We start from the raw sequence: 20,846 nt of genomic DNA on the forward strand, positions 1-20,846 counted from the left end.
CCCGCTGCACGATGAGCATTGGCCGCAGCTTCTTCGCCATGGAAACGAGCAACGATTTCCTCAGCCAGCTTGATCTTGATATCTCGCGGATTCGCCCCCGCCTCAACATCGGCACGGAACGCATTGATCTCATCCATGGACCGGAAGCTCAGCAGCTCGAAGTAGCGCCACATCAGCGCATCGGGAATCGAGACCAACTTGCTGTACATGACGCCCGGCGCTTCCTGGATGCCCACATAATTGCCCAGGGACTTGGACATCTTCTTCACGCCATCCAGCCCTTCCAGCAGAGGCATGGTCAGGATGCATTGCGCCTCCTGGCCATAACCACGCTGCAGTTCTCGCCCCATCAACAGGTTGAACTTCTGGTCAGTACCGCCGAGCTCGACGTCCGCCCGCAGCGCAACCGAGTCATAACCCTGAACAAGCGGGTACAGGAATTCATGGATGGCGATTGGCTGGTTGCTGGTATAGCGCTTATCGAAATCATCACGCTCGAGCATACGAGCGACCGTGTATTGAGACGTCAGCCGGATGAAATCAGCCGGCCCCATCTGATCCATCCAGGTGGAGTTGAAAGCCACCTCGGTCTTGGCCGGATCCAGGATCTTGAAAACCTGGGTCTTATAGGTCTCGGCATTATCAAGAACCTGCTCGCGGGTCAGCGGCGGGCGCGTCGCGCTCTTGCCGCTCGGATCACCGATCATCCCCGTGAAGTCGCCTATAAGGAAGATGACCTGATGCCCTAGATCCTGGAACTGACGCAGCTTATTAATAAGCACGGTATGCCCCAGGTGCAGGTCGGGCGCAGTTGGATCGAAACCAGCCTTGATGCGCAGCGGCTGCCCGCGCTTGAGCTTCTCGATCAGCTCGGACTCCACCAACAATTCTTCCGCACCACGCTTGATCAGCGCTAGCTGCTCTTCAACCGACTTCATAACAGACCCGTAAGGCTCAGATTCAAAGGGCCCCAACCATACAAGATCGCTCACCAAATACAAGGTTCGCCGGGCGCGCAGGCGCCAATCCACAGAACAGAAGGGTCGCGGGCTTGCTTCGCAGGGGTTTTGGTTATATTTTATACAGTTATTTCATCTTCATCATGTCATTCATCTTTTCCAATTCATTTTTTAAAAGTCAAATTACTTATGATCACAAAACCGTCTAAAGCGCCGCCGCTTTACCCGAAGACCCACCTGCTCGCCGCAAGCGGTATCGCAGCCCTCCTTAGCCTGGCACTCCTGGTATTTCCCTCCAGCGATGTTGAAGCCAAAAAGACGACCCTGAGTCTTGAACTGGAAAGCCCCGCTGAACAACTGACACAAGAACAAGACGCCGCTGAAGCCACTCAAGCCACAAACGAAGCGGCAGCGTCTCCATTTGCCCAGATTGAAAACAGCACGGAAGACACTGCCCAAGCCGCCGCCCAGGCAGAAGCACCTGTTGCCGAAGAAAAGAAAGGACCTGACCATCGTGAAGTGATCGTCGCCAAGGGCGACACACTTTCCACCCTGTTCGAAAAAGTTGGCCTGCCCTCGACCTCGGTCCATGAAGTCTTGGCCAGCGACAAGCAAGCCAAGCAATTCGCTCAATTGCAGCGCGGCCAGAAGCTTGAATTCGAGATCAATACCGAAGGCCTGTTGACCAACCTGCACACAAAGCTGAGCGAGCTGGAAAGCATTACCCTGACCAAGAACGGCACGGGTTATGTATTCAACCGTATTACCGCCAAGCCTACCGTTCGCTCAGCTTACGCCCATGGCGTCATCAACAATTCGCTGTCCCAGTCGGCCGCACGCGCCGGCCTTTCCCATAGCCTGACCATGGACATGGCCAATGTATTCGGGTACGACATCGATTTCGCTCAGGACATACGCCAGGGTGACGAGTTCGACGTGATCTATGAGCAGAAAGTCGTGAACGGAAAGAGCGTCGGCAACGGTCCGATCCTTTCCGCGCGCTTCACCAACCGCGGCAAGACGTATACCGCCGTGCGCTACACCAACAAGCAAGGCAATAGCAGTTACTACACCGCCGACGGTAACAGCATGCGCAAGGCATTCATCCGCACACCGGTTGATTTCGCCCGCATCAGCTCGAAGTTTTCCGCCGGACGCAAGCACCCGATCCTGAACAAGATTCGCGCCCATAAAGGTGTCGACTACGCCGCCCCCCGTGGCACGCCAATCAAGGCCGCCGGCGACGGCAAAGTGTTGCTGGCCGGACGTCGGGGCGGTTATGGCAACACCGTGATCATCCAGCACGGCAATACCTATCGTACGCTGTACGGTCACATGCAGGGCTTCGCCAAAGGCGTGAAGACAGGCGGCACCGTCAAGCAGGGTCAGGTTATTGGGTACATCGGGACAACCGGCCTGTCCACTGGACCGCACCTGCACTATGAATTCCAGGTCAATGGCGTCCACGTCGACCCGCTTGGGCAGAAACTGCCGATGGCCGACCCGATCGCCAAGACCGAGCGCGCGCGCTTCCTGGCTCAAAGCCAACCCCTGATGGCTCGCATGGATCAAGAAAAAGCCACCATGCTGGCCTCGAGCAAGCGCTGAGCATGGCGTTCTATATCGGTGTGATGTCCGGAACCAGCCTCGATGGCCTGGATATCGCACTGGTCGACCTGAGCCCGGCGATCAGATTGATCGCCACCCATTACATCCCTATGCCCGCCGCCCTGCGCACCGAACTGCTTGAACTGTGCAGCAGCGGGCCCGATGAGATTGCCCGCTCTGCCATTGCCCAGCAAAGCTGGGTCAAATTGGCTGCACAAGGCATCCATGCCCTGCTCAACGAACAGCAACTCAAGCCTGCAGACATCACGGCAATTGGCAGCCACGGTCAGACAATTCGCCATGAACCAGCCCGCGGATTTACCGTGCAGATCGGCAATCCAGCGCTATTGAGCGAATTGACCGGCATCACCGTCGTCGGCGACTTCCGCAGCCGTGACGTTGCTGCCGGCGGACAAGGCGCCCCTCTGGTCCCGGCGTTTCACGAAGCGCTGTTCGAAGAGCGGGTCGGTAATCGCGCCGTTCTGAACGTAGGCGGTTTCAGCAATCTCAGCCTGATAGAGCCCGCGAAACCTGTAACCGGTTTCGACTGCGGCCCAGGTAACGTACTGCTCGATGCCTGGATATATCAGCAACGAGGCGAACATTTTGATCGCGATGGCCAATGGGCGGCCACCGGGAAAGTCGAACCGATCCTACTCAACACACTGCTCAGCGACCCCTTCTTCGTCACCAAGGGACCGAAAAGCACCGGCCGCGAAGTCTTCAACCTGCCGTGGCTGAGCCATCATTTGTCGAAGCTGCAGCCCTTCGCTCCGGAAGACGTACAGGCGACGTTGCTCGAGCTGACTGCGCTGACCATCGTTGAATCACTGCAGCATGCCCAATCAAATACTCAGGAATTGCTGGTCTGCGGCGGCGGCGCGCACAACCAGACGCTCATGAAGCGCCTGGCTGACTTACTGCCCGATACCAACGTCAGCAGCACCGCGGCGTACGGCGTGGACCCGGACTGGGTTGAAGCGATGGCTTTCGCCTGGCTTGCCTATTGCTGCCTTGAAGGCATCCCAGGCAATCGTCCAAGCGTCACGGGTGCCCGGGGCCTGCGCGTGCTCGGCGCCATCTACCCGGCCTGAGAGCTGATCACTGCAGGCAAGAAAAAACCGCAGGGCCGTGAGGCACTGCGGTTTTTTTGTTGAAGCACTTAGATCGAAAACGAAGAACCGCAACCACAAGTAGTAGTCGCGTTGGGATTCTTGATCACGAAACGCGACCCTTCCAAGCCTTCCTGGTAATCCACCTCTGCACCCGCCAGGTACTGGAAGCTCATCGGATCGACTACCAGGCTGACGCCTTCGCGCTCGACAATGGTGTCATCCTCAGCCACGTCTTCATCGAAGGTGAAGCCGTACTGGAAACCTGAACAACCGCCGCCCGTCACGAATACGCGCAGCTTCAAACGATCATTGCCCTCTTCATCGACCAGGCTCTTCACCTTGTGCGCAGCACCTTGGGTGAATTGCAAAGCCGTGGGGGTGAAGGTTTCGACGCTCATGCTGAATATCTCCCGGCGTTTACGCCGCCATAATGCGTAATGGCGGGCATTATCCGCTTCTCCTACAAAATTGGTCAACTATTTAGAAGAGCCGCGGCGAGCTACAAGCTTCAAGCCTGGAGCCGCCAACGTAACGCTTATGGCTGCCGTTACGGCAGCATCCCCGCGTGTGACAGCCCCAGGCGCTCATCCAGCCCGAACAGGATGTTCAAGTTCTGGACTGCCTGCCCGGACGCGCCCTTGACCAGGTTATCGATGACCGACAACACCACCACCAGATCACCATCCTGCGGACGATGCACGGCGATGCGGCAAACGTTCGCACCACGCACGCTGCGGGTCTCAGGGTGGCTGCCGGCGGGCATCACGTCGACGAACGGTTCGTTGGCGTAACGCTTTTCGAACAACGCCTGCAGGTCCACCGAACGGTCGACCACCGTTGCATAAAGAGTGGAATGGATGCCACGTATCATCGGGGTCAGGTGCGGCACAAAGGTCAGGCCGACATCCTTGCCCGCTGCCCGGCGCAATCCCTGGCGAATTTCAGGCAGGTGACGGTGCCCCTTGACCGCGTAGGCCTTCATGCTTTCCGAGGTTTCGGAATACAGCGAACCTACACTGGCGCCACGCCCGGCACCGCTGACACCGGACTTGCAGTCGGCAATCAGCCGCGAAGCATCGGCAAGACCGGCTTCCAACAATGGAAGGAATCCCAGCTGCGTTGCAGTCGGGTAGCAACCCGGAACCGCGATCAAGCGCGCCTGCCTGATTTTTTCCCGATTGACTTCGGGCAAGCCATAGACCGCTTCATCAAGCAGCTCTGGTGCTCCGTGAGGCTGGCCGTACCACTTGGCCCATTCCTGGGCATCCTGCAGTCGGAAGTCCGCCGACAAGTCGATGACCTTGGTCCTGGCGGCCAGCAATTCGCCGGCCAGGGCGTGAGCAACACCATGGGGCGTGGCGAAGAACACCACGTCGCACGCGCCTAGGGTCTTGATGTCCGGGACGCTGAATGCCAGGCCATCGTAATGACCTCGCAGGTTCGGATACATGTCGGCGACGGCCAGTCCAGCCTCTGATCGGGAAGTGATGACCACCACCTCAGCCTGCGGATGCTGTGCCAGCAGACGCAGCAGTTCGACACCGGTGTAACCCGTGCCGCCGACGATACCGACCTTGACCATAAACCTGCCCTCACCGAACCCACTGGAAAGCCGTCGATGATAGGGGCCGCGGGGCGCCGCGACAACCGTCAAGGTGACGTGTGGCCGCTCTAACCTCTACTATCGGGCTACCGTGAATCTGGGAATAACTAAAAATGCTCTATCTGTGGCTCAAAGCGCTTCACATTGTCAGCATGGTCTGCTGGTTCGCCGGCCTGTTCTACTTGCCTCGCCTGTTCGTCTATCACGCCCAAAGCGAGGACAGCGTCAGCAAAGAGCGTTTCAGTGTCATGGAGCGCAAGTTGTATCGCGGCATCATGGGGCCGGCGATGATTGCCACCTTGGTATTCGGCATCTGGCTGCTCAGCCTCAACGCCAGTGCCTACTTCACTCAAGGAGGCTGGATGCACGCCAAGCTGACCCTGGTCGTGCTGCTGATCGGTTACCACCATATGTGCGGCGCACAGCTGAAGCGCTTCGCCCGTGGCGAAAACACCCGCAGCCATGTCTTTTATCGCTGGTTCAACGAAGTGCCGGTTCTTATATTGCTGGCTATCGTAATTCTCGTCGTGGTCCGGCCGTTCTAATTCCAACCGCATACTGACCAGGGGTGCCATCCAATGTCGCTGCCCGCTTTGCTTGAACAACGTCTGCGACTGCCCGTCGTGGCCGCACCGATGTTTCTCATTTCCAACCCCCAGTTGGTGCTGGCCTGCTGTCGCAATGGTGTTGTCGGCAGCTTCCCGGCACTGAACCAACGCGAAAGCAGTGGTTTCAAGGCGTGGCTGGAAGAAATCGAAGCAGGCCTGGCCAAGCTGGAAAACCCGGCACCCTATGCGGTCAACCTGATCGTCCATAACAGTAATCCGCGACTTCAGGCCGACCTGGCGATCTGCATCGAACATAAGGTGCCGATCGTCATCACCAGCCTGGGCGCGGTGAAAGAACTGGTCGACGCAGTCCACAGCTATGGCGGACTGGTATTCCACGACGTGACCACCCGCCGCCATGCCGAAAAAGCCGCCGAGGCAGGCGTCGATGGCCTGATCGCCGTTGCAGCCGGCGCCGGTGGACATGCCGGCACTTGGAGCCCGTTCGCATTGCTCGCGGAAATCCGGCAGTTCTTTGATAGAACCCTGCTGCTCGCAGGATGCTTGAACCATGGCCATCAGATATTGGCGGCTCAACTGCTCGGCGCGGATTTGGCCTACTTCGGAACGCGCTTTATCGGCACGATCGAAAGTCACGCGCCCGACGCTTATAAAGAGATGTTGCTCACATCCAGAGCTGCCGACATCGTGCATACTCCCGCTGTGTCCGGAGTGCCCGCCAGCTTCATGCGCCAGAGCCTGGAAAATGCCGGCTTCGACCTTTCCGCCCTGCACGGCAAGGACACGACGGACTCCGGCTCGAAACTCAAACCGCTGAATGATGAAGCCAAGGCCTGGAAAACCGTATGGTCCGCAGGTCAAGGCGTGGGTGAGATCCATGATTTGCCAAGCGTCGATCAGTTGATCGCACGCCTGGATGAAGAATACCGCCAGGCGCAAGCAAGGGCGGCACAGCTTGGCGGCCATTGGCCCCGCTGAAACCAACCAAAAAAACCAACTTGAAAGACAAGGATGCCAGGCATGAGCGAAAACCGTTTCAACATTGTATTCGACGGGGCTTTGCTGCCTGGCGTTGATACGACGACCGCCAAGCTCAATCTCGCCGAACTGTTCAAAAGCGATGTCAGCGCGATAGAGCGCCTGTTCAGTGGCCGCAAAGTGTCCCTGAAAAACAACCTGTCCCAGAATGAAGCGCAGCAGTATCTCGAAGCGCTCCATAAAACCGGGATTGATGCACGGATCGAAACCGAACCGTCCCTCCAGTTGAATCTTGGCGAAGTGCAGGAATCGCCCCAGCCGAGTGCTCGGCATCCTGAGTCGGTCATCGACCCTGCCTCTCCCTACGCGCCTCCACGAGCACAAGTAGGCGAGGCATTGGCCGAATATGGCACGCTAAAGCCCTTCAGCTTCGAAGGACGTATTGGGCGCCTCCGCTACCTGGCCTGGACCATGACTCTGACCCTGGCCATGCTGCCACTTGTCGGCCTGGGCTTCTGGCTCGCCACAACCTGGCTCCTCGTTTCCGACTCGATAGCGGGGCTGATCGTCGGCGGCCTGGTCGCAGCGGTCGTCGTGCTGGCGTTTGCCTTCGTGAGCATCCAGTTCAACGTCCAACGCTTGCATGACCTCGGCTGGTCAGGGTGGTTGTGGCTGATCAACCTTGTGCCATTCGTGGGCAGCATCTTCCCGTTCATCCTCATCATCGCTCCAGGCAATACCGGCGCTAACCAGTACGGCCCGCCGCCTCCGCGCAATACCACAGGGGTCAAAGTGCTGGCGTCGCTTTGGCTGGTGATGATTGTCTTGATTTTCATGGCCACGTTCGCCGGTATCTTCGGAGCCCTCCAGGAGGATTACGACAGCAGCGACGTGAGCAGCTATGAAAGCAGCGAATATAGCGACCAGAGCGCCGAAGAACCCGCCGCGGAGGCAGCCGAGCCCGCCTCGCCTTCTGTAGACTACCAAGAAGAAGAGGAACAATAAGCGTACTTCGCGCCGGTGACTGCCCCGTCCACCGGCGCGAAGCCGTTGCGATGGAGAACTGCATGACCCGTTACGCTCTAATCACTGGCGCCTCCAGTGGTATCGGCCTGGCCATGGCCGAAGCACTGGCTCGGCGCGGGCGCAACCTGTTACTGGTAGCTCGACAGCGTGATCGGCTGGAAAGCATTGCAATCGAACTGACCCAACGATTTGGCGTAGAAGTTCTGTTTCGGGCTTGCGACCTGAGCGAGCCCTTGCGGCTCTCAGGTTTCCTCCTGGAATTGGAGGACGGCGAGCGCCAGATCGACCTGCTGGTCAATTGCGCCGGCATCGGCACCTGCGGTCCGTTCCTGGGCCAGGACTGGATGACCGAACAAGACCTGATCGAAGTGAATATCCTTGCCCTGACCCGCCTCTGTCATGCAGTAGGCAACAGCATGGCGCTGCACGGAGGCGGTCAGATCCTTAACGTCGCCTCTATCGCGGCGTTCCAGCCCGGGCCCTGGATGAGCACCTATCACGCCAGCAAGGCCTATGTGTTGCACTTCTCCGAAGCCTTGCGGATAGAGCTGAAAAAATGCGCAATCAAGGTATCGGTTCTTTGCCCGGGTCCAAACCATGCAGCTTTTTTCGCCAAGGCCCAGCCGGACGAGCAGAACCAGCGTAGTAGCGAAAAGTCGATGAGCCCTGAAGAAATTGCGCTGTATGCCGTCCGCGCGTTGGACCGGGACCGCGCCATTATCATACCTGGGCGTCGCAATCGCTTGATCGCCATGCTGCCACGACTCGCGCCGCGCTGGCTGGTTCGAACCCTTGCCGGCATAGTCAATAAAGCCTGCTACTCACGTTGAACCCCTCCGAACTTAAAACCCGGGCTCGCTGACCGAGCCGGCGGTACACTCGAACTCAAACAATCCAATGGAGATACTGCTGTGGATACTCTGTTCACCAAGATCATCAACCGGGAAATCCCGGCCAGGATCATCTACGAGGATGATCAGGTCCTGGCCTTCCATGACATTGCTCCGCAGGCACCGGTGCACTTCCTGGTCATCCCGAAAAAGCCGATCCGCACCCTCAACGACCTGACCGAGGAAGACAAGGGACTGGCCGGACACATCCTGTTCACCGCCCAGCGCCTGGCGCTAGAACTTGGTTGCGAGGAAGGCTTCCGCGTGGTGATGAACTGCAATGAACTTGGCGGGCAGACTGTCTATCACATTCATATGCATGTGCTGGGACAGCGCCAGATGAACTGGCCGCCGGGTTGATACCCTGACCCAACGCAAATCCTCAGCGGCCGATTGAGTTAAACTGGCCGCCGTGATTTTTTCCGGAGGTACGCATGACTACCCAACGTCACTACTCGCCCATTGACCGTTTGCTGCTGCAGGCCGATACCGCGATGCGCACGCTGCTGCCCTTCAGTGGCCAGCCGTACCGCCCATCGCCGGCAATCGTGCAGCCGGACGTGCAGATGAGCGACGAAGAGACTCGCCATGTCGCTGGGCTGATGCGCATCAACCACACCGGTGAAGTTTGCGCCCAGGCCCTTTATCAAGGGCAGGCGCTGACGGCAAAACTGCCGCAGGTCCGCGAGGCGATGGAACAGGCCGCCGAAGAAGAAATCGATCACCTGGTCTGGTGTGAGCAACGCATCCGCCAGCTGGGCAGCCATACCAGCGTGCTGAATCCGTTGTTCTATGGGATGTCTTTCGGGATCGGCGCGGTCGCCGGTTTGATCAGCGATAAAGTCAGCCTCGGTTTCGTAGCGGCAACCGAGCATCAAGTGTGCAAGCATTTGAATGAACACCTGCAGCAGTTGCCGGCCGAGGACGAGAAATCCAGGGCGATTCTCGAACAGATGCGCCAGGACGAGGAACACCACGCGGAAAGCGCGCTCGATGCAGGTGGCTTCCGCTTCCCCGCCCCCGTCAAGTTCGGCATGAGTCTGTTGGCCAAGGTGATGACCAAGAGCACCTATCGGATCTGACAGCGGAACCAGCCTCCAAAACCAAAAAAGGCGACCGTCCCCAAGGGCAGTCGCCTTTTTTCGTAGCCGAAACTTATCGCGGCATGTTACGCGCGTAGAAGATTTCCAGCATTTCGTGTTTCACACGCTCTTCCACCTGCCCACGCTGCTCGAGAGACAGGTTGCTGGTGGCGTCACCGAACAGGTAGTTATCCAGTTCGAAATCCTTGAGGAGCATTTTCGTGTGGAACAGGTTTTCCTGGTACACGTTCACGTCGGTCATCTGGTACGCGTCGCGAGTGTCTTCGGACAGGTAGTTCTGAATCGAGTTGATCTCATGATCGATGAAGTGCTTGTGCCCTTCCACGTCCCGGGTAAACCCACGCACGCGATAATCCACGGTCACAATATCGGAATCGAACTGGTGAATCAGGAAGTTGAGTGCCTTGAGCGGTGAAATGACGCCACAGGTAGACACATCGATGTCCACTCGGAACGTCGCGATACCGTCCACCGGATGGATTTCCGGATAGGTATGGACCGTGATGTGGCTCTTGTCGAGGTGTGCCAGGATAATTTCAGGCAACGGACCCGGCGACTCTTCGATCTGGCTGTCGGTCGGTGTCACCGGCTCTTCCGAGATCAGAATGGTCACGCTGGCGCCCTGGGGTTCATAGTCCTGACTCGCGATGTTCAGGATGTTGGCACCAATGATATCGACAACTTCAGTGAGGATCTGCGTGAGGCGCTTGGCGTTGTACTCTTTATTGATGTACTCGACGTAGGCCTGCTGGTCTTGCGGGGTTTCCGCATAGCAGATGTCATAGATGTTGAAGCTCAAGGTCTTTGTCAGGTTATTGAACCCATGGAGCTTGAGTTTGCTTTTCACCGTTTGAAAACTCTCTGTGTATTGCGGCCCGGCCGCGTGATCAAGCATGCCCGTCAGATGCGAACGACGCACCTGCGTAGGACGGTTAACACCTCTTCGCGATGGCGATTTTGGTTGTCTGTCCAGGCATATGACCGACCACTGGCCGATCACCGCCCTGAAAAAAGTGGCGCATTATGCAGACGTCAGCTTCTGATCGCCAGAGCTTGCACCGCTTTTGTGATGGTTGGATGTCGATTCAACCCAATTCGATGATTTCATAATCGTGAGTGATTTCAACACCTGCTGCGCCGAGCATGATCGAAGCCGAGCAGTACTTCTCCGCCGACAACTCAATGGCGCGCTTGACCTGGGCTTCTTTCAGCCCCCGTCCCTTAACCACGAAATGCATGTGGATCTTGGTAAATACTTTTGGGTCTTCGGTCGCACGCTCTGCTTCAAGGAACGCTTCGCAACTCTCGACCGCCTGGCGCGATTTCTTGAGGATGCTGACCACGTCGAAGTTACTGCAGCCACCCACACCCAGCAGCAGCATTTCCATCGGCCGAACACCCAGGTTACGACCTCCGGCTTCTGGCGGGCCATCCATGACGACCACATGACCGCTGCCCGATTCACCGAGGAACATGGCTTCGCCAGCCCATTGGATGCGTGCCTTCATCGCCAAGACTCCACTGTCAAAAAAAGGGGGCGTCAGCTTAGCACACCCCCCTGCCAGGGCAGCTGTCGCCTTGGGACAGCGTGAGCGGATACAGCTAAGTAAATTCTCGAATCAATTTTGGACGCCTCTGTTAAGCTGGCGCCCACTCACTGGCGTATTGCCAGCTTTTAGCGAAAGCTATTCGCATCCACAAAAAATCAAACCAACACACCGCGCAGTTTTCCGGGACACAACCATGGTTGCCATTACTCCCACGTCCAAGATCAAGAACCTCGACAAGCTCTTGATGCATTGCCAGCGTCGCCGCTACCCCGCCAAGCACAACATCATCTGCGCGGGCGATCGTTCCGACACGCTGTTTTTTATCATCAAGGGCTCGGTCACTATCCTGATCGAGGATGATGAGGGACGAGAGATGATCATTGCCTACCTCAACTCCGGGGATTTTTTTGGCGAGCTGGGGTTGTTTGAGCAGGCGGGGAGAGAGCAGGTACGCAGTGCCTGGGTGCGAGCCAAAATCGAATGCGATGTTGCAGAAATCAGCTACAGCAAATTCCGGGAACTGTCACAGCAGGACCCGGATATCCTTTACGTCCTCAGCGGACAAATCGCACAGCGCCTGCGCAACACCACGCGCAAAGTCGGCGACCTCGCCTTCTTTGACGTCACCGGCCGCGTCGCTCGCTGCTTATTGGAGTTGTGCAAGCAGCCCGACGCGATGACCCATCCGGACGGCATGCAAATCAAGGTGACCCGCCAGGAAATCGGCCGGATCGTAGGCTGTTCGCGGGAAATGGTTGGCCGTGTGCTCAAGGATCTTGAAGAACGCAACCTGGTCAGCGTCAAAGGCAAGACCATGGTGGTGTTCGGAACCCGCTAAAGGCTGTCGAGCAGGTCCTGGTATAGCGTTTCGAGCCGCTCCAGCGCATGAGGTGCCGGGTATTTTTCATGGAGGGCGATGTGGCTCTCGGCGCGCACGCGCTGCTCCAGGCCACACGCCTCGTTGAAACGATTGACCGCCGCGACCATGCTCTCGCGTTCGTCCTCCAGCAGGAGCGCGCCATGGACCAGCCCTACCGGGCGTTGCCCGCCTTTGCTCTGTCGCCAGCGCTGCGCGGTGCCGACCATCTTCCGCCCGTCAAGATTGACGTTGAAACGCCCGTCACAAAACGCGCCCTCCACTTCACCCAGCGAAGCGACCCCGCCCAGCTCATCGAGCAACTGGCAGATGGGATCACACAACCGACGATAGCCGGTTTCGATACGACCGTGGTCACCCTCGCTTCGCGGTGGTGCATAGACCAGGGCGATATTGACGGTAGCGGCTGACTGAGGCACCGGCTCACCACCGGTTTCGCGCAGAAGCACCGGCCACCCATTGGCGGCCGAAACCTCACAGGCCAGTTCGAAGCCCGGCAAGCGGCTCAAGCGCCGCGGCATGACCAACGCACGGTCGCTGGGCTGCCAGAACAGCAAGCCGAATTCCGCGTCGCCGGCGCAAATGCTGGCTAGCAGATCCTGTTCGGCTTGCAGGCCGTTTTCGACTGTGAAGGCAATGGCTGGAGGCATCATCAGTCCAGCGTCGAACCGCTCACCGGAACGCCGCGCTCGGGAAAAAACAACCGCTGCAGCTCCATGCCAGGGCTTTCGGCCCGCATGAACGCTTCGCCTACCAGGAACGAATAGACATCACTGACTTCCATCAACTCGACATCGGCCCGGTTAAGGATGCCGCTCTCCGTGATGACCAGACGATCACGCGGAATGCGTGGCAGCAGGTCCAACGTGGTTTCCAGGCTGACTTCAAAAGTATGCAGATTGCGATTATTCACCCCTACCAGCTTGGTATCCAGGGTCTTGAGGGCCCGTTCCAACTCGTCGCCGTCATGGACTTCCACCAGTACATCCAGTCCGACGTCCTTGGCGACCGCAGCCAACTCGGCCATTTTCACGTCGTCCAGCGCAGAGACGATCAACAGCACGCAATCGGCGCCCAACGCCCGGGCCTCGACGATCTGGTAGGGATCGATCATGAAGTCCTTGCGGATCACCGGCAGCCTGCATGCAGCCCGAGCCTGCTTGAGGTAATCGTCGGCACCCTGGAAAAAATCGACATCGGTCAGCACCGAAAGACAGGTCGCGCCGCCTTTTTCGTAGCTCTTGGCAATGTCGGCCGGGACGAAGTTCTCTCGGATCACGCCCTTGCTGGGAGAAGCCTTTTTTATCTCGGCAATCACCGCCGGCTGCTTTCTTTTCGCCTGGTCGATCAGTGCCTGGGCAAAGCCGCGAGGCGCATCTGCCGAACGCGCGAGGGTTTCCAACTCGGCCAGACTGACCCGGGCACTGCGCTCGGCGACCTCCTGCCTTTTGCGAGCCAGAATGTTTTCCAGAACTGTTGGCACGCTCATCCTTCATTCTCCACTTTGAATACGGCGGTAAACGCGCCCAATTCTTCCAGTTTTTCCCTGGCCAGGCCGGTGTGCAACGCATCGTGGGCGAGTTCTACACCTTGCTTGAGGCTGCTGGCGTGATCGGCGGCATACAACGCGGCACCCGCGTTGAGCATGATCATTTCCGCAGCTTTCTGGCCATTCTCGGTTTTACGGCGCCCCAAGGCGTCGCGAATCAACTCCAGCGACTGGGCCGGCCCATCCACTGCCAGGCCATGCAGGCTCTGGCTCTTCATGCCCAGGTCTTCAGGTTCGACCCAATATTCGGTGATCTGATCATTTTTCAGCTCAGCCACGAAGGTCGGCGCCGCCAGGCTGAATTCATCCAGGCCATCCTTCGAATGGACCACCAGCACATGCTTGCTGCCCAGGCGCTGCAGGACCTCGGCCAAAGGGCGGCACAACGCCTGGCTGAATACCCCGACGACCTGGTGCTTCACACCGGCCGGATTCGTAAGCGGGCCGAGCATGTTGAACAGTGTGCGCAAACCCAGTTCGCGACGGGGCGCAGCGGCGTGTTTCATGGCGCTATGGTGGGTCTGGGCGAACATGAAGCCGATGCCGACGTTATCGATACACCGGGCCACCTGGACCGGCGTCAGATTCAGGTAGATACCGGCAGCCTCCAGTAGGTCGGCGCTGCCGCTCTTGCCCGAGACCGCTCGGTTGCCATGCTTGGCGACGGTGCAACCAGCTGCTGCAACGACAAACGACGCGGCGGTGGAAACGTTGAAGATATTGGCGCCATCACCGCCGGTACCCACCACGTCCACCACGCCGTCCAGCGTCTTGAGTTCGACCTTGTCTGCCAGCTCTCGCATGGTCGTGACCGCACCGACGATTTCATCGATGCTCTCGCTCTTCATGCGCATGGCCATCATGAACGCGCCGATCTGCGCGTCTGTACACTGGCCAGTCATGATCTCGCGCATCACGTCGCGCATCTCGTCGGTACTCAGGTCGAGCTGGCCGACGATACGGTTCAGGGCTGTCTTGATGTCCATGAAAAGTCCTTAGCGCGTGCCGCCGGTTTGTTTGAGGAAGTTGGCGAACAGCTCGTGGCCCTGTTCAGTGAGGATAGACTCGGGGTGGAATTGCACACCTTCGATATTTAACGTCTTGTGTCGCAGGCCCATGATTTCATCCACCGAGCCGTCTTCGAGCTGGGTCCAGGCGGTCAACTCCAGGCAATCCGGCAACGTCTCACGCTTGACGATCAGGGAATGGTAGCGCGTGACGGTAAGCGGATGGTTCAGGCCCTCGAAAACACCCTTGTCTTCGTGGAAAACCGGACTGGTCTTGCCATGCATGACTTGTCGGGCGCGCACGACGTCGCCACCAAACGCCTGGCCGATGGACTGATGGCCCAGGCAGACGCCGAGTATTGGCAACTTGCCGGCAAAATACTTGATAGCCTCGATGGAGACGCCCGCTTCGGTCGGCGTGCATGGGCCAGGCGAGACCACGATGCGCTCAGGCTTGAGGGCCTCGATTTCAGCGATGGTGAGCTCGTCATTGCGCACTACCTTGACCTCGGAGCCCAGCTCGCCGAGGTACTGCACAACGTTGTAGGTAAAGGAGTCGTAGTTATCGATCATCAGCAACATGGCGTAAACAACCTATTGAATACACTGACTTGGAATACAGCCTTCGAAGAGTGACCCGCACGGTGCTGCGCTGGGCAGGACAGCGATGTGCCTGCAAAGCGGCTTTCAAGCGGGTAAAGAAGGCAAATCGGTACAAGTCCGGCTTGGCCGGCATGGAACGTTCAGGCGCGCCAACGCCAGCGGGCGTGAGCCTTGATCAATTGATTCAGAAGTTTGCTGACAATCGACACGGGGGAAGTCTCGTTCATACGTTCCGGCACAGTAACTTAGCTGGGCGGAGCACGCAATAAGACGGGCCCGCAGGGACTCTAAACAATCACGATGCCAGCCGACGGGTGGCAGAGCGCGGGAAGCATTTGGTACTGTCGTTTCGTTTTTCTATAAAAACAAGATTGAAAAGGACCTTCTCATGATCAAACAGACGTTGTTCGTACCGCTTGCCGGTTGCCTGCTGGCGGTAGCGTGTGCCCAGGCAGGCGCCGCTCCCAATCCTTATTCCAAGTTCATTGTGTTCGGGGACAGTCTCAACGACGCCGGCCAATTCACCGATGCCGGTGGCCCACCCGGCTCGACCGAGCGCTATACCAACCGAACCGGCCCGATCTACACGGACGGCAGCGGCGAGGCCTACTCGGCCAACTCCACCCAACTACTCGGCGGGCGCCTGGGCTACTCCAGTGACGAGACCGCCGCCTCCACTTCGGCTGTGCGCGCCGGCCAGGGGCTGGCAGATGGCAATAACTGGGCGGTGGGTGGTTATCGCACCGACCAGATCCTCGAATCGATTACCGGCATTTCCGACACCGGTGAGCGCAGCCGTCCCGGTTATTTACAATCCAATGGCCTGCGTGCCGATCCGGATGCGCTGTACTACATCTCCGGTGGTGGTAACGATTTCCTTCAAGGCCTGGTGCTGACTCCCGCACAAGCGAACGCCGCCGCGGACCGCCTGGCCGACAGCGTCCAAGTCCTGCAAACCGCCGGTGCCCGCTATGTAATGGTCTGGTTGTTGCCCGACCTGGGGCTTACACCAGCCCTCAATGGCACGCCACTGCAAGGCGCTGTGTCGCAGCTGGGCAACCAGTTCAACCAACAACTGATCACGCGACTGCAGGGCATCGACGCTGAAATCATTCCGTTGAACGTACCGCTGTTGCTAAAGGAAAGCTTCGCTGATCCGGCACGATTCGGCCTCGCCACCGGAGAGAATCTTACCGCCACGTGCTTCAGCGGCAACGGCTGCACGGAAAACCCTACTTACGGCATCAACAGCGCCACGCCCGATCCCAGCAAACTGATCTATAACGACGCGGTCCACCCCACCGAATCCGGGCAGAAGCTGATTGCCGACTACGCCTATTCCCTATTGGCGGCTCCGTGGGAACTGACATTGCTGCCGGAAATGGCCCATTCGACCTTACGCGCCCATCAGGATGAACTGCGCAGCCAATGGCAATCGGACTGGGAGGACTGGCAGGCGGTCGGCCAATGGCGCGCCATCGTCGCAGGCGGCGGCCAGCACATGGACCTGGACAGCCAGGACAGCGGCGCCAGTGCCGACGGCAGCGGCTACAGCCTCAACGTCGGCGGCAGCTATCGCCTCAACGAGGCCTGGCGCGTGGGTGTAGCTGCCGGGTTGTACCGCCAAGACATGGACGCAGGCGCTAACGATTCGACGTACAAGCTCAACAGCTACCTGGCGACCGCTTTCGCCCAGTTCCAGCAGAACCGCTGGTGGGCCGATGCAGCGCTGACCGGCGGCAAGCTCGACTACGACAACCTGGAACGCAAATTCGACCTGGGTGTCAACGAAGCCCAGGAAAAAGGCGACACGGACGGCCATCTGTGGGCCTTCAGCACGCGGGTGGGCTACGACATTGCCCAGCCGGGCAGCGAATGGCATCTCTCGCCGTTCGTCAGCGCGGACTATGCAAAGGTTGAGGTGGACGGATATTCGGAAAAGAGCAACCGTTCCACGGCCCTGACCTTCGATGACCAGACCCGCGACTCGAAACGCCTGGGCATTGGCTTGCAGGGCAAATACAACATCACCCGGCAGACCCAGCTGTTTGGCGAATATGCCCACGAACGCGAGTACGAAGACGACACGCAAAAGGTCAACATCGCCCTCAACAGCTTGCCAGCCAACGACTTCACGCTTGAAGGCTACACACCACAGAGCCACTTGAATCGCCTGAGCCTGGGCGTCCGTCACAAGTTGACCAATGACCTGGCGCTGCGGGGCGGTTATACGTTGCGCAAGGATGATGACCTGACCCAGCAAGGCGTGAGCCTGGGGGTCAGCCTGGATTTCTGACTGGAGTTGCCTGAAGGACTTGTGGCGAGGGAGCTTGCTCCCTCGCCACAGTTGTTTGTAGCAGGCCTATCAGTCGTTCGAGGTCTGCTCAGCCAACGCCACGGCGCGGAACATGGCCCGACGCTTGTTCAGGGTTTCTTCCCATTCCAGCGCAGGCACCGAGTCGGCGACGATGCCGCCGCCGGCCTGCACGTGCAGCTCGCCGTTCTTGATGACCGCAGTGCGAATGGCAATCGCAGTGTCCATGTTGCCGTTCCAGGCAAAATAACCCACGGCCCCGCCGTACACACCTCGCTTGACCGGCTCCAATTCGTCGATAATTTCCATCGCGCGGATTTTCGGCGCGCCGGACAAGGTGCCCGCCGGCAGTATCGCCCGCAAAGCGTCCATTGCCGTCAGCCCGGCCTTCAACTGGCCGGTGACGTTGGAGACGATATGCATCACGTTTGAATAGCGCTCGATCACCATTTTCTCGGTGAGCTTCACCGACCCCACTTCCGAGGCCCGCCCGGTGTCGTTGCGCCCCAGGTCGATCAGCATCAAGTGCTCGGCGATTTCCTTGTCGTCCGACAGCAGGTCCTCTTCCAGCGCCCGGTCAGCCTCCTCCGTGGCGCCACGGGGACGAGTGCCGGCAATCGGTCGAACGGTAATCAAGTTGTCTTCGACGCGCACCAGTACTTCCGGCGAACTGCCCACGACGTGGAAGTCGCCGAAGTTGAAGAAGTACATGTACGGCGTGGGGTTGAAGCAGCGCAGCGCCCGGTAGAGGTCGATGGGCGCTGCCTTGAAGTCGATGGACATCCGTTGCGACGGCACGACCTGCATGCAGTCGCCGGCGAGGATGTATTCCTTGATGGTATCGACGGCCCGTTCGTAATCGTCCTGGGTGAAGCTGGAACGGAACACCGGGTCGGCCGCCGACTGCTTGCTGAAGTCCAGGCCGGGGCGCGGGGTGATTGGCTGGCGAAGTTTTTCCAGCAGCGCCTGCAGGCTTTCCTGACCTTGCTCGTAGGCATCTTCCCGGGACGGGTCGGCGAGGACGATGGCGTGCATCTTGCCGGCGAGGTTATCGAAGACCACGACCGCGTCGGAGACCATCAGCAAAATGTCCGGCACCCCAAGCGGATCAGGGTTCGGACAGGTGCCGAGGCGTTTCTCCACATAGCGCACGCAGTCATAGCCGAAATACCCCACCAGGCCACCGTTGAAACGCGGCAGGCCCGGAATGGTTGGCACGTTGTAGCGGGCCTTGAAGGACTCGACGAACGCCAGCGGATCCTCGACTTCGAGGCTTTCGATCTCAACATCGTCCTGGGTTACGCTGATGCGATGGCCATGAACCCGCAATACGGTGCGGCACGGCAAGCCAATGATGGAGTAACGCCCCCACTTCTCTCCGCCCTGAACCGATTCGAGCAGGTAGGAGTTGGGCTGGTCGGCCAGCTTGAGGTAGATCGACAACGGCGTGTCGAAGTCGGCCAGGGTTTCGCAGGCAAGCGGGATACGGTTGTAGCCGGCAGCGGCTAGACGCAGGAATTCTTCGCGGATCATGGTGTGCCTCGTGGCAAGAGGAGCTGACAGTCAGGTATGCAAACGCGCCGGATAACCGGCCAGGATCACGTCAGGCGCGCCAACGCCAGCGGGCCAGGGCCTTCATGACTTTCATCCAGAGTTTGCGAGTGACCACCACGATGGCGTTTCCAGAAGAGGATTGAACAGCGTCGGGCAACGTTATCTCAGCGGCCGGGTCCAGGCAACCGGGAATTAACAGGCGCAAATCATCGATCACCAGCGTCGGAAACTCTTCGGCGATGGGCCGGCCGTGGTTGTAGCCGTAACTCAGGGCCACGCACTTGACCCCTGCCGCCTTGGCCGCCAGCACATCGCTGCGCGAATCGCCGACGAACAAGGATTGGGAGGCTGGGATGTTGGCCATTTTCATGACGAAGAACAGCGCGGCCGGATCCGGTTTTTTCTGCGGCAAGGTATCGCCGCCGATGATCCAGCGGAAATAGCGGCCGATCTTCATCTGGTCCAGCAGCGGCGCGACGAAGCGTTCCGGCTTGTTGGTGATCAGGGCCATTTCCACGCCCTGCTTTTTCAGCCACTTGAGGGTGGAGCGCACGCCGGGATAGACCACCGTCAGCTGGTGATTGTCTTCATAGGCTTCATTGAACAACGCCAGCGCCTGCTCGGCCTCGGCGTCATCGACGCCTTGGGCATCAATGTCGTTGGCCAGGGCCCGGCGCACCAGCATGGGCGCGCCATTGCCGACCCAGTGGCGCACCGCATCGATGCCGGCGGGCGGGCGTCCGAGCTTGAGCAGCATCGTGTCCACAGCCGCCGCGAGATCCGGAACCGAATCGACCAATGTGCCATCAAGGTCGAACATCACCAGACGCGGCAAGCTGCCGGGAAACAGCTGCTCGAAGCCGCTCATGGACGAGCCAGGGCCAGTTCAGAACGCATCTTTTCAATCACTTCTGCATAGTTCGGCGCGTTGAAGATCGCAGAGCCGGCGACAAAGGTGTCGGCGCCGGCCGCGGCGATTTCACGAATATTGTTCACATTCACGCCACCATCGATTTCCAGGCGGATGTCACGGCCCGAGGCATCGATCAGCGCACGGGCTTCGCGCAGCTTGTCGAGGGTGCCCGGGATGAACTTCTGCCCGCCGAAGCCAGGGTTGACGCTCATCAGCAGGACCATGTCGACCTTGTCCATCACGTACTTGAGCACGTCCAAGGGCGTGGCCGGGTTGAACACCAGGCCGGCCTTGCACCCGCCTTCGCGGATCAACTGCAAGGAACGGTCGACATGCAGCGTAGCTTCCGGATGGAAGGTGATGTAGGTCGCGCCAGCCTCGATGAAATCACCAACGATGCGATCCACCGGACTGACCATCAGGTGCGCATCGATCGGCGCGGTGATGCCGTATTTGCGCAGCGCCGCGCAGACCATCGGGCCGATGGTCAGGTTGGGTACGTAGTGGTTGTCCATGACATCGAAGTGCACGATGTCGGCCCCGGCGGCCAGAACGTTGTCCACTTCCTCGCCCAGGCGGGCGAAGTCGGCGGAGAGAATCGACGGAGCAATAGCGAAGGGCTGCATGA

At 59.0% G+C, this 20,846-nt stretch carries 22 protein-coding genes (1 of these 22 cut by a window edge); 10 read left to right on the plus strand and 12 right to left on the minus strand.

Going from position 1 to position 20,846, the window contains the following annotated elements; all coding sequences use genetic code 11:
• Positions 1–938: the 5' portion of a tyrosine--tRNA ligase gene (gene tyrS, locus J3P79_RS24155; protein WP_434606149.1), read on the minus strand. The gene continues 262 nt to the left of window position 1, outside the view; only the first 938 of its 1,200 coding nucleotides appear in the window; the start codon lies at positions 936–938; its stop codon lies beyond the left edge, outside the window.
• 210 nt (positions 939–1,148) lie between these two features.
• Here tyrS and J3P79_RS24160 point away from each other — a divergent pair, with 210 nt between their 5' ends.
• Together J3P79_RS24160 and J3P79_RS24165 are read left to right on the plus strand one after the other, a co-directional pair.
• On the plus strand, positions 1,149–2,567 hold the full coding sequence (locus J3P79_RS24160; protein ID WP_434606152.1) for a peptidoglycan DD-metalloendopeptidase family protein: 1,419 nt from the start codon (positions 1,149–1,151) through the stop codon (positions 2,565–2,567).
• 2 nt (positions 2,568–2,569) lie between these two features.
• Positions 2,570–3,661, plus strand: a complete 1,092-nt coding sequence (locus J3P79_RS24165; protein WP_434606154.1) for an anhydro-N-acetylmuramic acid kinase — start codon at positions 2,570–2,572, stop codon at positions 3,659–3,661.
• 68 nt (positions 3,662–3,729) lie between these two features.
• Here J3P79_RS24165 and erpA read toward each other — a convergent pair whose 3' ends face one another.
• Positions 3,730–4,080 carry an iron-sulfur cluster insertion protein ErpA gene (gene erpA, locus J3P79_RS24170; protein WP_039590836.1) on the minus strand — a complete coding sequence of 117 codons (351 nt, stop codon included), beginning with the start codon at positions 4,078–4,080 and terminating at the stop codon, positions 3,730–3,732.
• A 149-nt stretch (positions 4,081–4,229) separates the two neighbouring features.
• On the minus strand, positions 4,230–5,264 hold the full coding sequence (argC, locus tag J3P79_RS24175; RefSeq protein ID WP_434606157.1) for an N-acetyl-gamma-glutamyl-phosphate reductase: 1,035 nt from the start codon (positions 5,262–5,264) through the stop codon (positions 4,230–4,232).
• Between the two features lie 134 nt (positions 5,265–5,398).
• Here argC and hemJ point away from each other — a divergent pair, with 134 nt between their 5' ends.
• The 6 genes from hemJ (at position 5,399) to coq7 (ending at position 9,830) form a co-directional block, all read left to right on the plus strand.
• On the plus strand, positions 5,399–5,830 hold the full coding sequence (gene hemJ / locus J3P79_RS24180; protein ID WP_434606159.1) for a protoporphyrinogen oxidase HemJ: 432 nt from the start codon (positions 5,399–5,401) through the stop codon (positions 5,828–5,830).
• 33 nt (positions 5,831–5,863) lie between these two features.
• A complete protein-coding gene (locus J3P79_RS24185) occupies positions 5,864–6,832 on the plus strand; it encodes an NAD(P)H-dependent flavin oxidoreductase (protein WP_434606162.1) in 969 nt (322 codons plus the stop codon).
• Between the two features lie 42 nt (positions 6,833–6,874).
• A complete protein-coding gene (locus tag J3P79_RS24190; protein ID WP_434606164.1) occupies positions 6,875–7,837 on the plus strand; it encodes a DUF805 domain-containing protein in 963 nt (320 codons plus the stop codon).
• Positions 7,838–7,899: 62 nt separating this feature from the next.
• Positions 7,900–8,688 carry an SDR family NAD(P)-dependent oxidoreductase gene (locus J3P79_RS24195; RefSeq protein ID WP_434606166.1) on the plus strand — a complete coding sequence of 263 codons (789 nt, stop codon included), beginning with the start codon at positions 7,900–7,902 and terminating at the stop codon, positions 8,686–8,688.
• Positions 8,689–8,769: 81 nt separating this feature from the next.
• Positions 8,770–9,108: a histidine triad nucleotide-binding protein gene (locus J3P79_RS24200; protein ID WP_305498431.1), complete on the plus strand. Its 339-nt coding sequence runs from the start codon at positions 8,770–8,772 to the stop codon at positions 9,106–9,108.
• 74 nt (positions 9,109–9,182) lie between these two features.
• The gene (coq7, locus tag J3P79_RS24205; protein ID WP_045157088.1) at positions 9,183–9,830 is read left to right on the plus strand and encodes a 2-polyprenyl-3-methyl-6-methoxy-1,4-benzoquinone monooxygenase; all 648 of its coding nucleotides are present in this window, start codon (positions 9,183–9,185) and stop codon (positions 9,828–9,830) included.
• Between the two features lie 73 nt (positions 9,831–9,903).
• Here coq7 and speD read toward each other — a convergent pair whose 3' ends face one another.
• Together speD and J3P79_RS24215 are read right to left on the minus strand one after the other, a co-directional pair.
• The gene (speD, locus tag J3P79_RS24210) at positions 9,904–10,698 is read right to left on the minus strand and encodes an adenosylmethionine decarboxylase (RefSeq protein WP_434606169.1); all 795 of its coding nucleotides are present in this window, start codon (positions 10,696–10,698) and stop codon (positions 9,904–9,906) included.
• 238 nt (positions 10,699–10,936) lie between these two features.
• Entirely contained in the window at positions 10,937–11,359 is a 423-nt protein-coding gene (locus tag J3P79_RS24215; protein ID WP_039590822.1) for an OsmC family protein, read from the minus strand.
• 235 nt (positions 11,360–11,594) lie between these two features.
• On the opposite strand from J3P79_RS24215, the gene crp reads away from it, so the two are divergent.
• Positions 11,595–12,239, plus strand: a complete 645-nt coding sequence (crp, locus tag J3P79_RS24220) for a cAMP-activated global transcriptional regulator CRP (protein WP_434611598.1) — start codon at positions 11,595–11,597, stop codon at positions 12,237–12,239.
• On the opposite strand, the gene J3P79_RS24225 is transcribed toward crp, so the two are convergent.
• The 4 genes from J3P79_RS24225 to J3P79_RS24240 are packed head-to-tail and all read right to left on the minus strand — an operon-like array spanning position 12,236 to position 15,416.
• A complete protein-coding gene (locus J3P79_RS24225) occupies positions 12,236–12,928 on the minus strand; it encodes a lipoate--protein ligase family protein (protein WP_434606171.1) in 693 nt (230 codons plus the stop codon). The genes crp and J3P79_RS24225 overlap by 4 nt on opposite strands.
• Before the next feature lie 2 nt (positions 12,929–12,930).
• The gene (trpC, locus tag J3P79_RS24230) at positions 12,931–13,767 is read right to left on the minus strand and encodes an indole-3-glycerol phosphate synthase TrpC (protein ID WP_434606173.1); all 837 of its coding nucleotides are present in this window, start codon (positions 13,765–13,767) and stop codon (positions 12,931–12,933) included.
• Positions 13,764–14,813, minus strand: a complete 1,050-nt coding sequence (gene trpD, locus J3P79_RS24235) for an anthranilate phosphoribosyltransferase (RefSeq protein WP_039590815.1) — start codon at positions 14,811–14,813, stop codon at positions 13,764–13,766. Before trpD ends, trpC begins: the two co-directional genes overlap by 4 nt.
• A 9-nt stretch (positions 14,814–14,822) precedes the next feature.
• Positions 14,823–15,416, minus strand: a complete 594-nt coding sequence (locus J3P79_RS24240) for an aminodeoxychorismate/anthranilate synthase component II (RefSeq protein ID WP_434606175.1) — start codon at positions 15,414–15,416, stop codon at positions 14,823–14,825.
• A gap of 409 nt (positions 15,417–15,825) precedes the next feature.
• Between J3P79_RS24240 and estP the strand changes: the two genes are divergently transcribed.
• On the plus strand, positions 15,826–17,733 hold the full coding sequence (estP, locus tag J3P79_RS24245) for an esterase EstP (RefSeq protein ID WP_434606177.1): 1,908 nt from the start codon (positions 15,826–15,828) through the stop codon (positions 17,731–17,733).
• Positions 17,734–17,802: 69 nt separating this feature from the next.
• On the opposite strand, the gene trpE is transcribed toward estP, so the two are convergent.
• The 3 genes from trpE to rpe all read right to left on the minus strand — a co-directional run bounded on the left by trpE (position 17,803) and on the right by rpe (position 20,844).
• On the minus strand, positions 17,803–19,284 hold the full coding sequence (trpE, locus tag J3P79_RS24250; RefSeq protein WP_434606179.1) for an anthranilate synthase component I: 1,482 nt from the start codon (positions 19,282–19,284) through the stop codon (positions 17,803–17,805).
• Positions 19,285–19,354: 70 nt separating this feature from the next.
• The gene (locus tag J3P79_RS24255; protein WP_039590808.1) at positions 19,355–20,173 is read right to left on the minus strand and encodes a phosphoglycolate phosphatase; all 819 of its coding nucleotides are present in this window, start codon (positions 20,171–20,173) and stop codon (positions 19,355–19,357) included.
• Positions 20,170–20,844 (minus strand): ribulose-phosphate 3-epimerase, encoded by a 675-nt coding sequence (gene rpe / locus J3P79_RS24260; protein WP_039590807.1) that lies wholly within the window; start codon positions 20,842–20,844, stop codon positions 20,170–20,172. The genes J3P79_RS24255 and rpe overlap by 4 nt, the downstream gene beginning before the upstream one ends.
• Positions 20,845–20,846 lie beyond the last annotated feature (2 nt).

It is taken from the genome of Pseudomonas sp. R1-7, assembly GCF_051132105.1.
In the GTDB taxonomy this organism is placed as follows: domain Bacteria; phylum Pseudomonadota; class Gammaproteobacteria; order Pseudomonadales; family Pseudomonadaceae; genus Aquipseudomonas.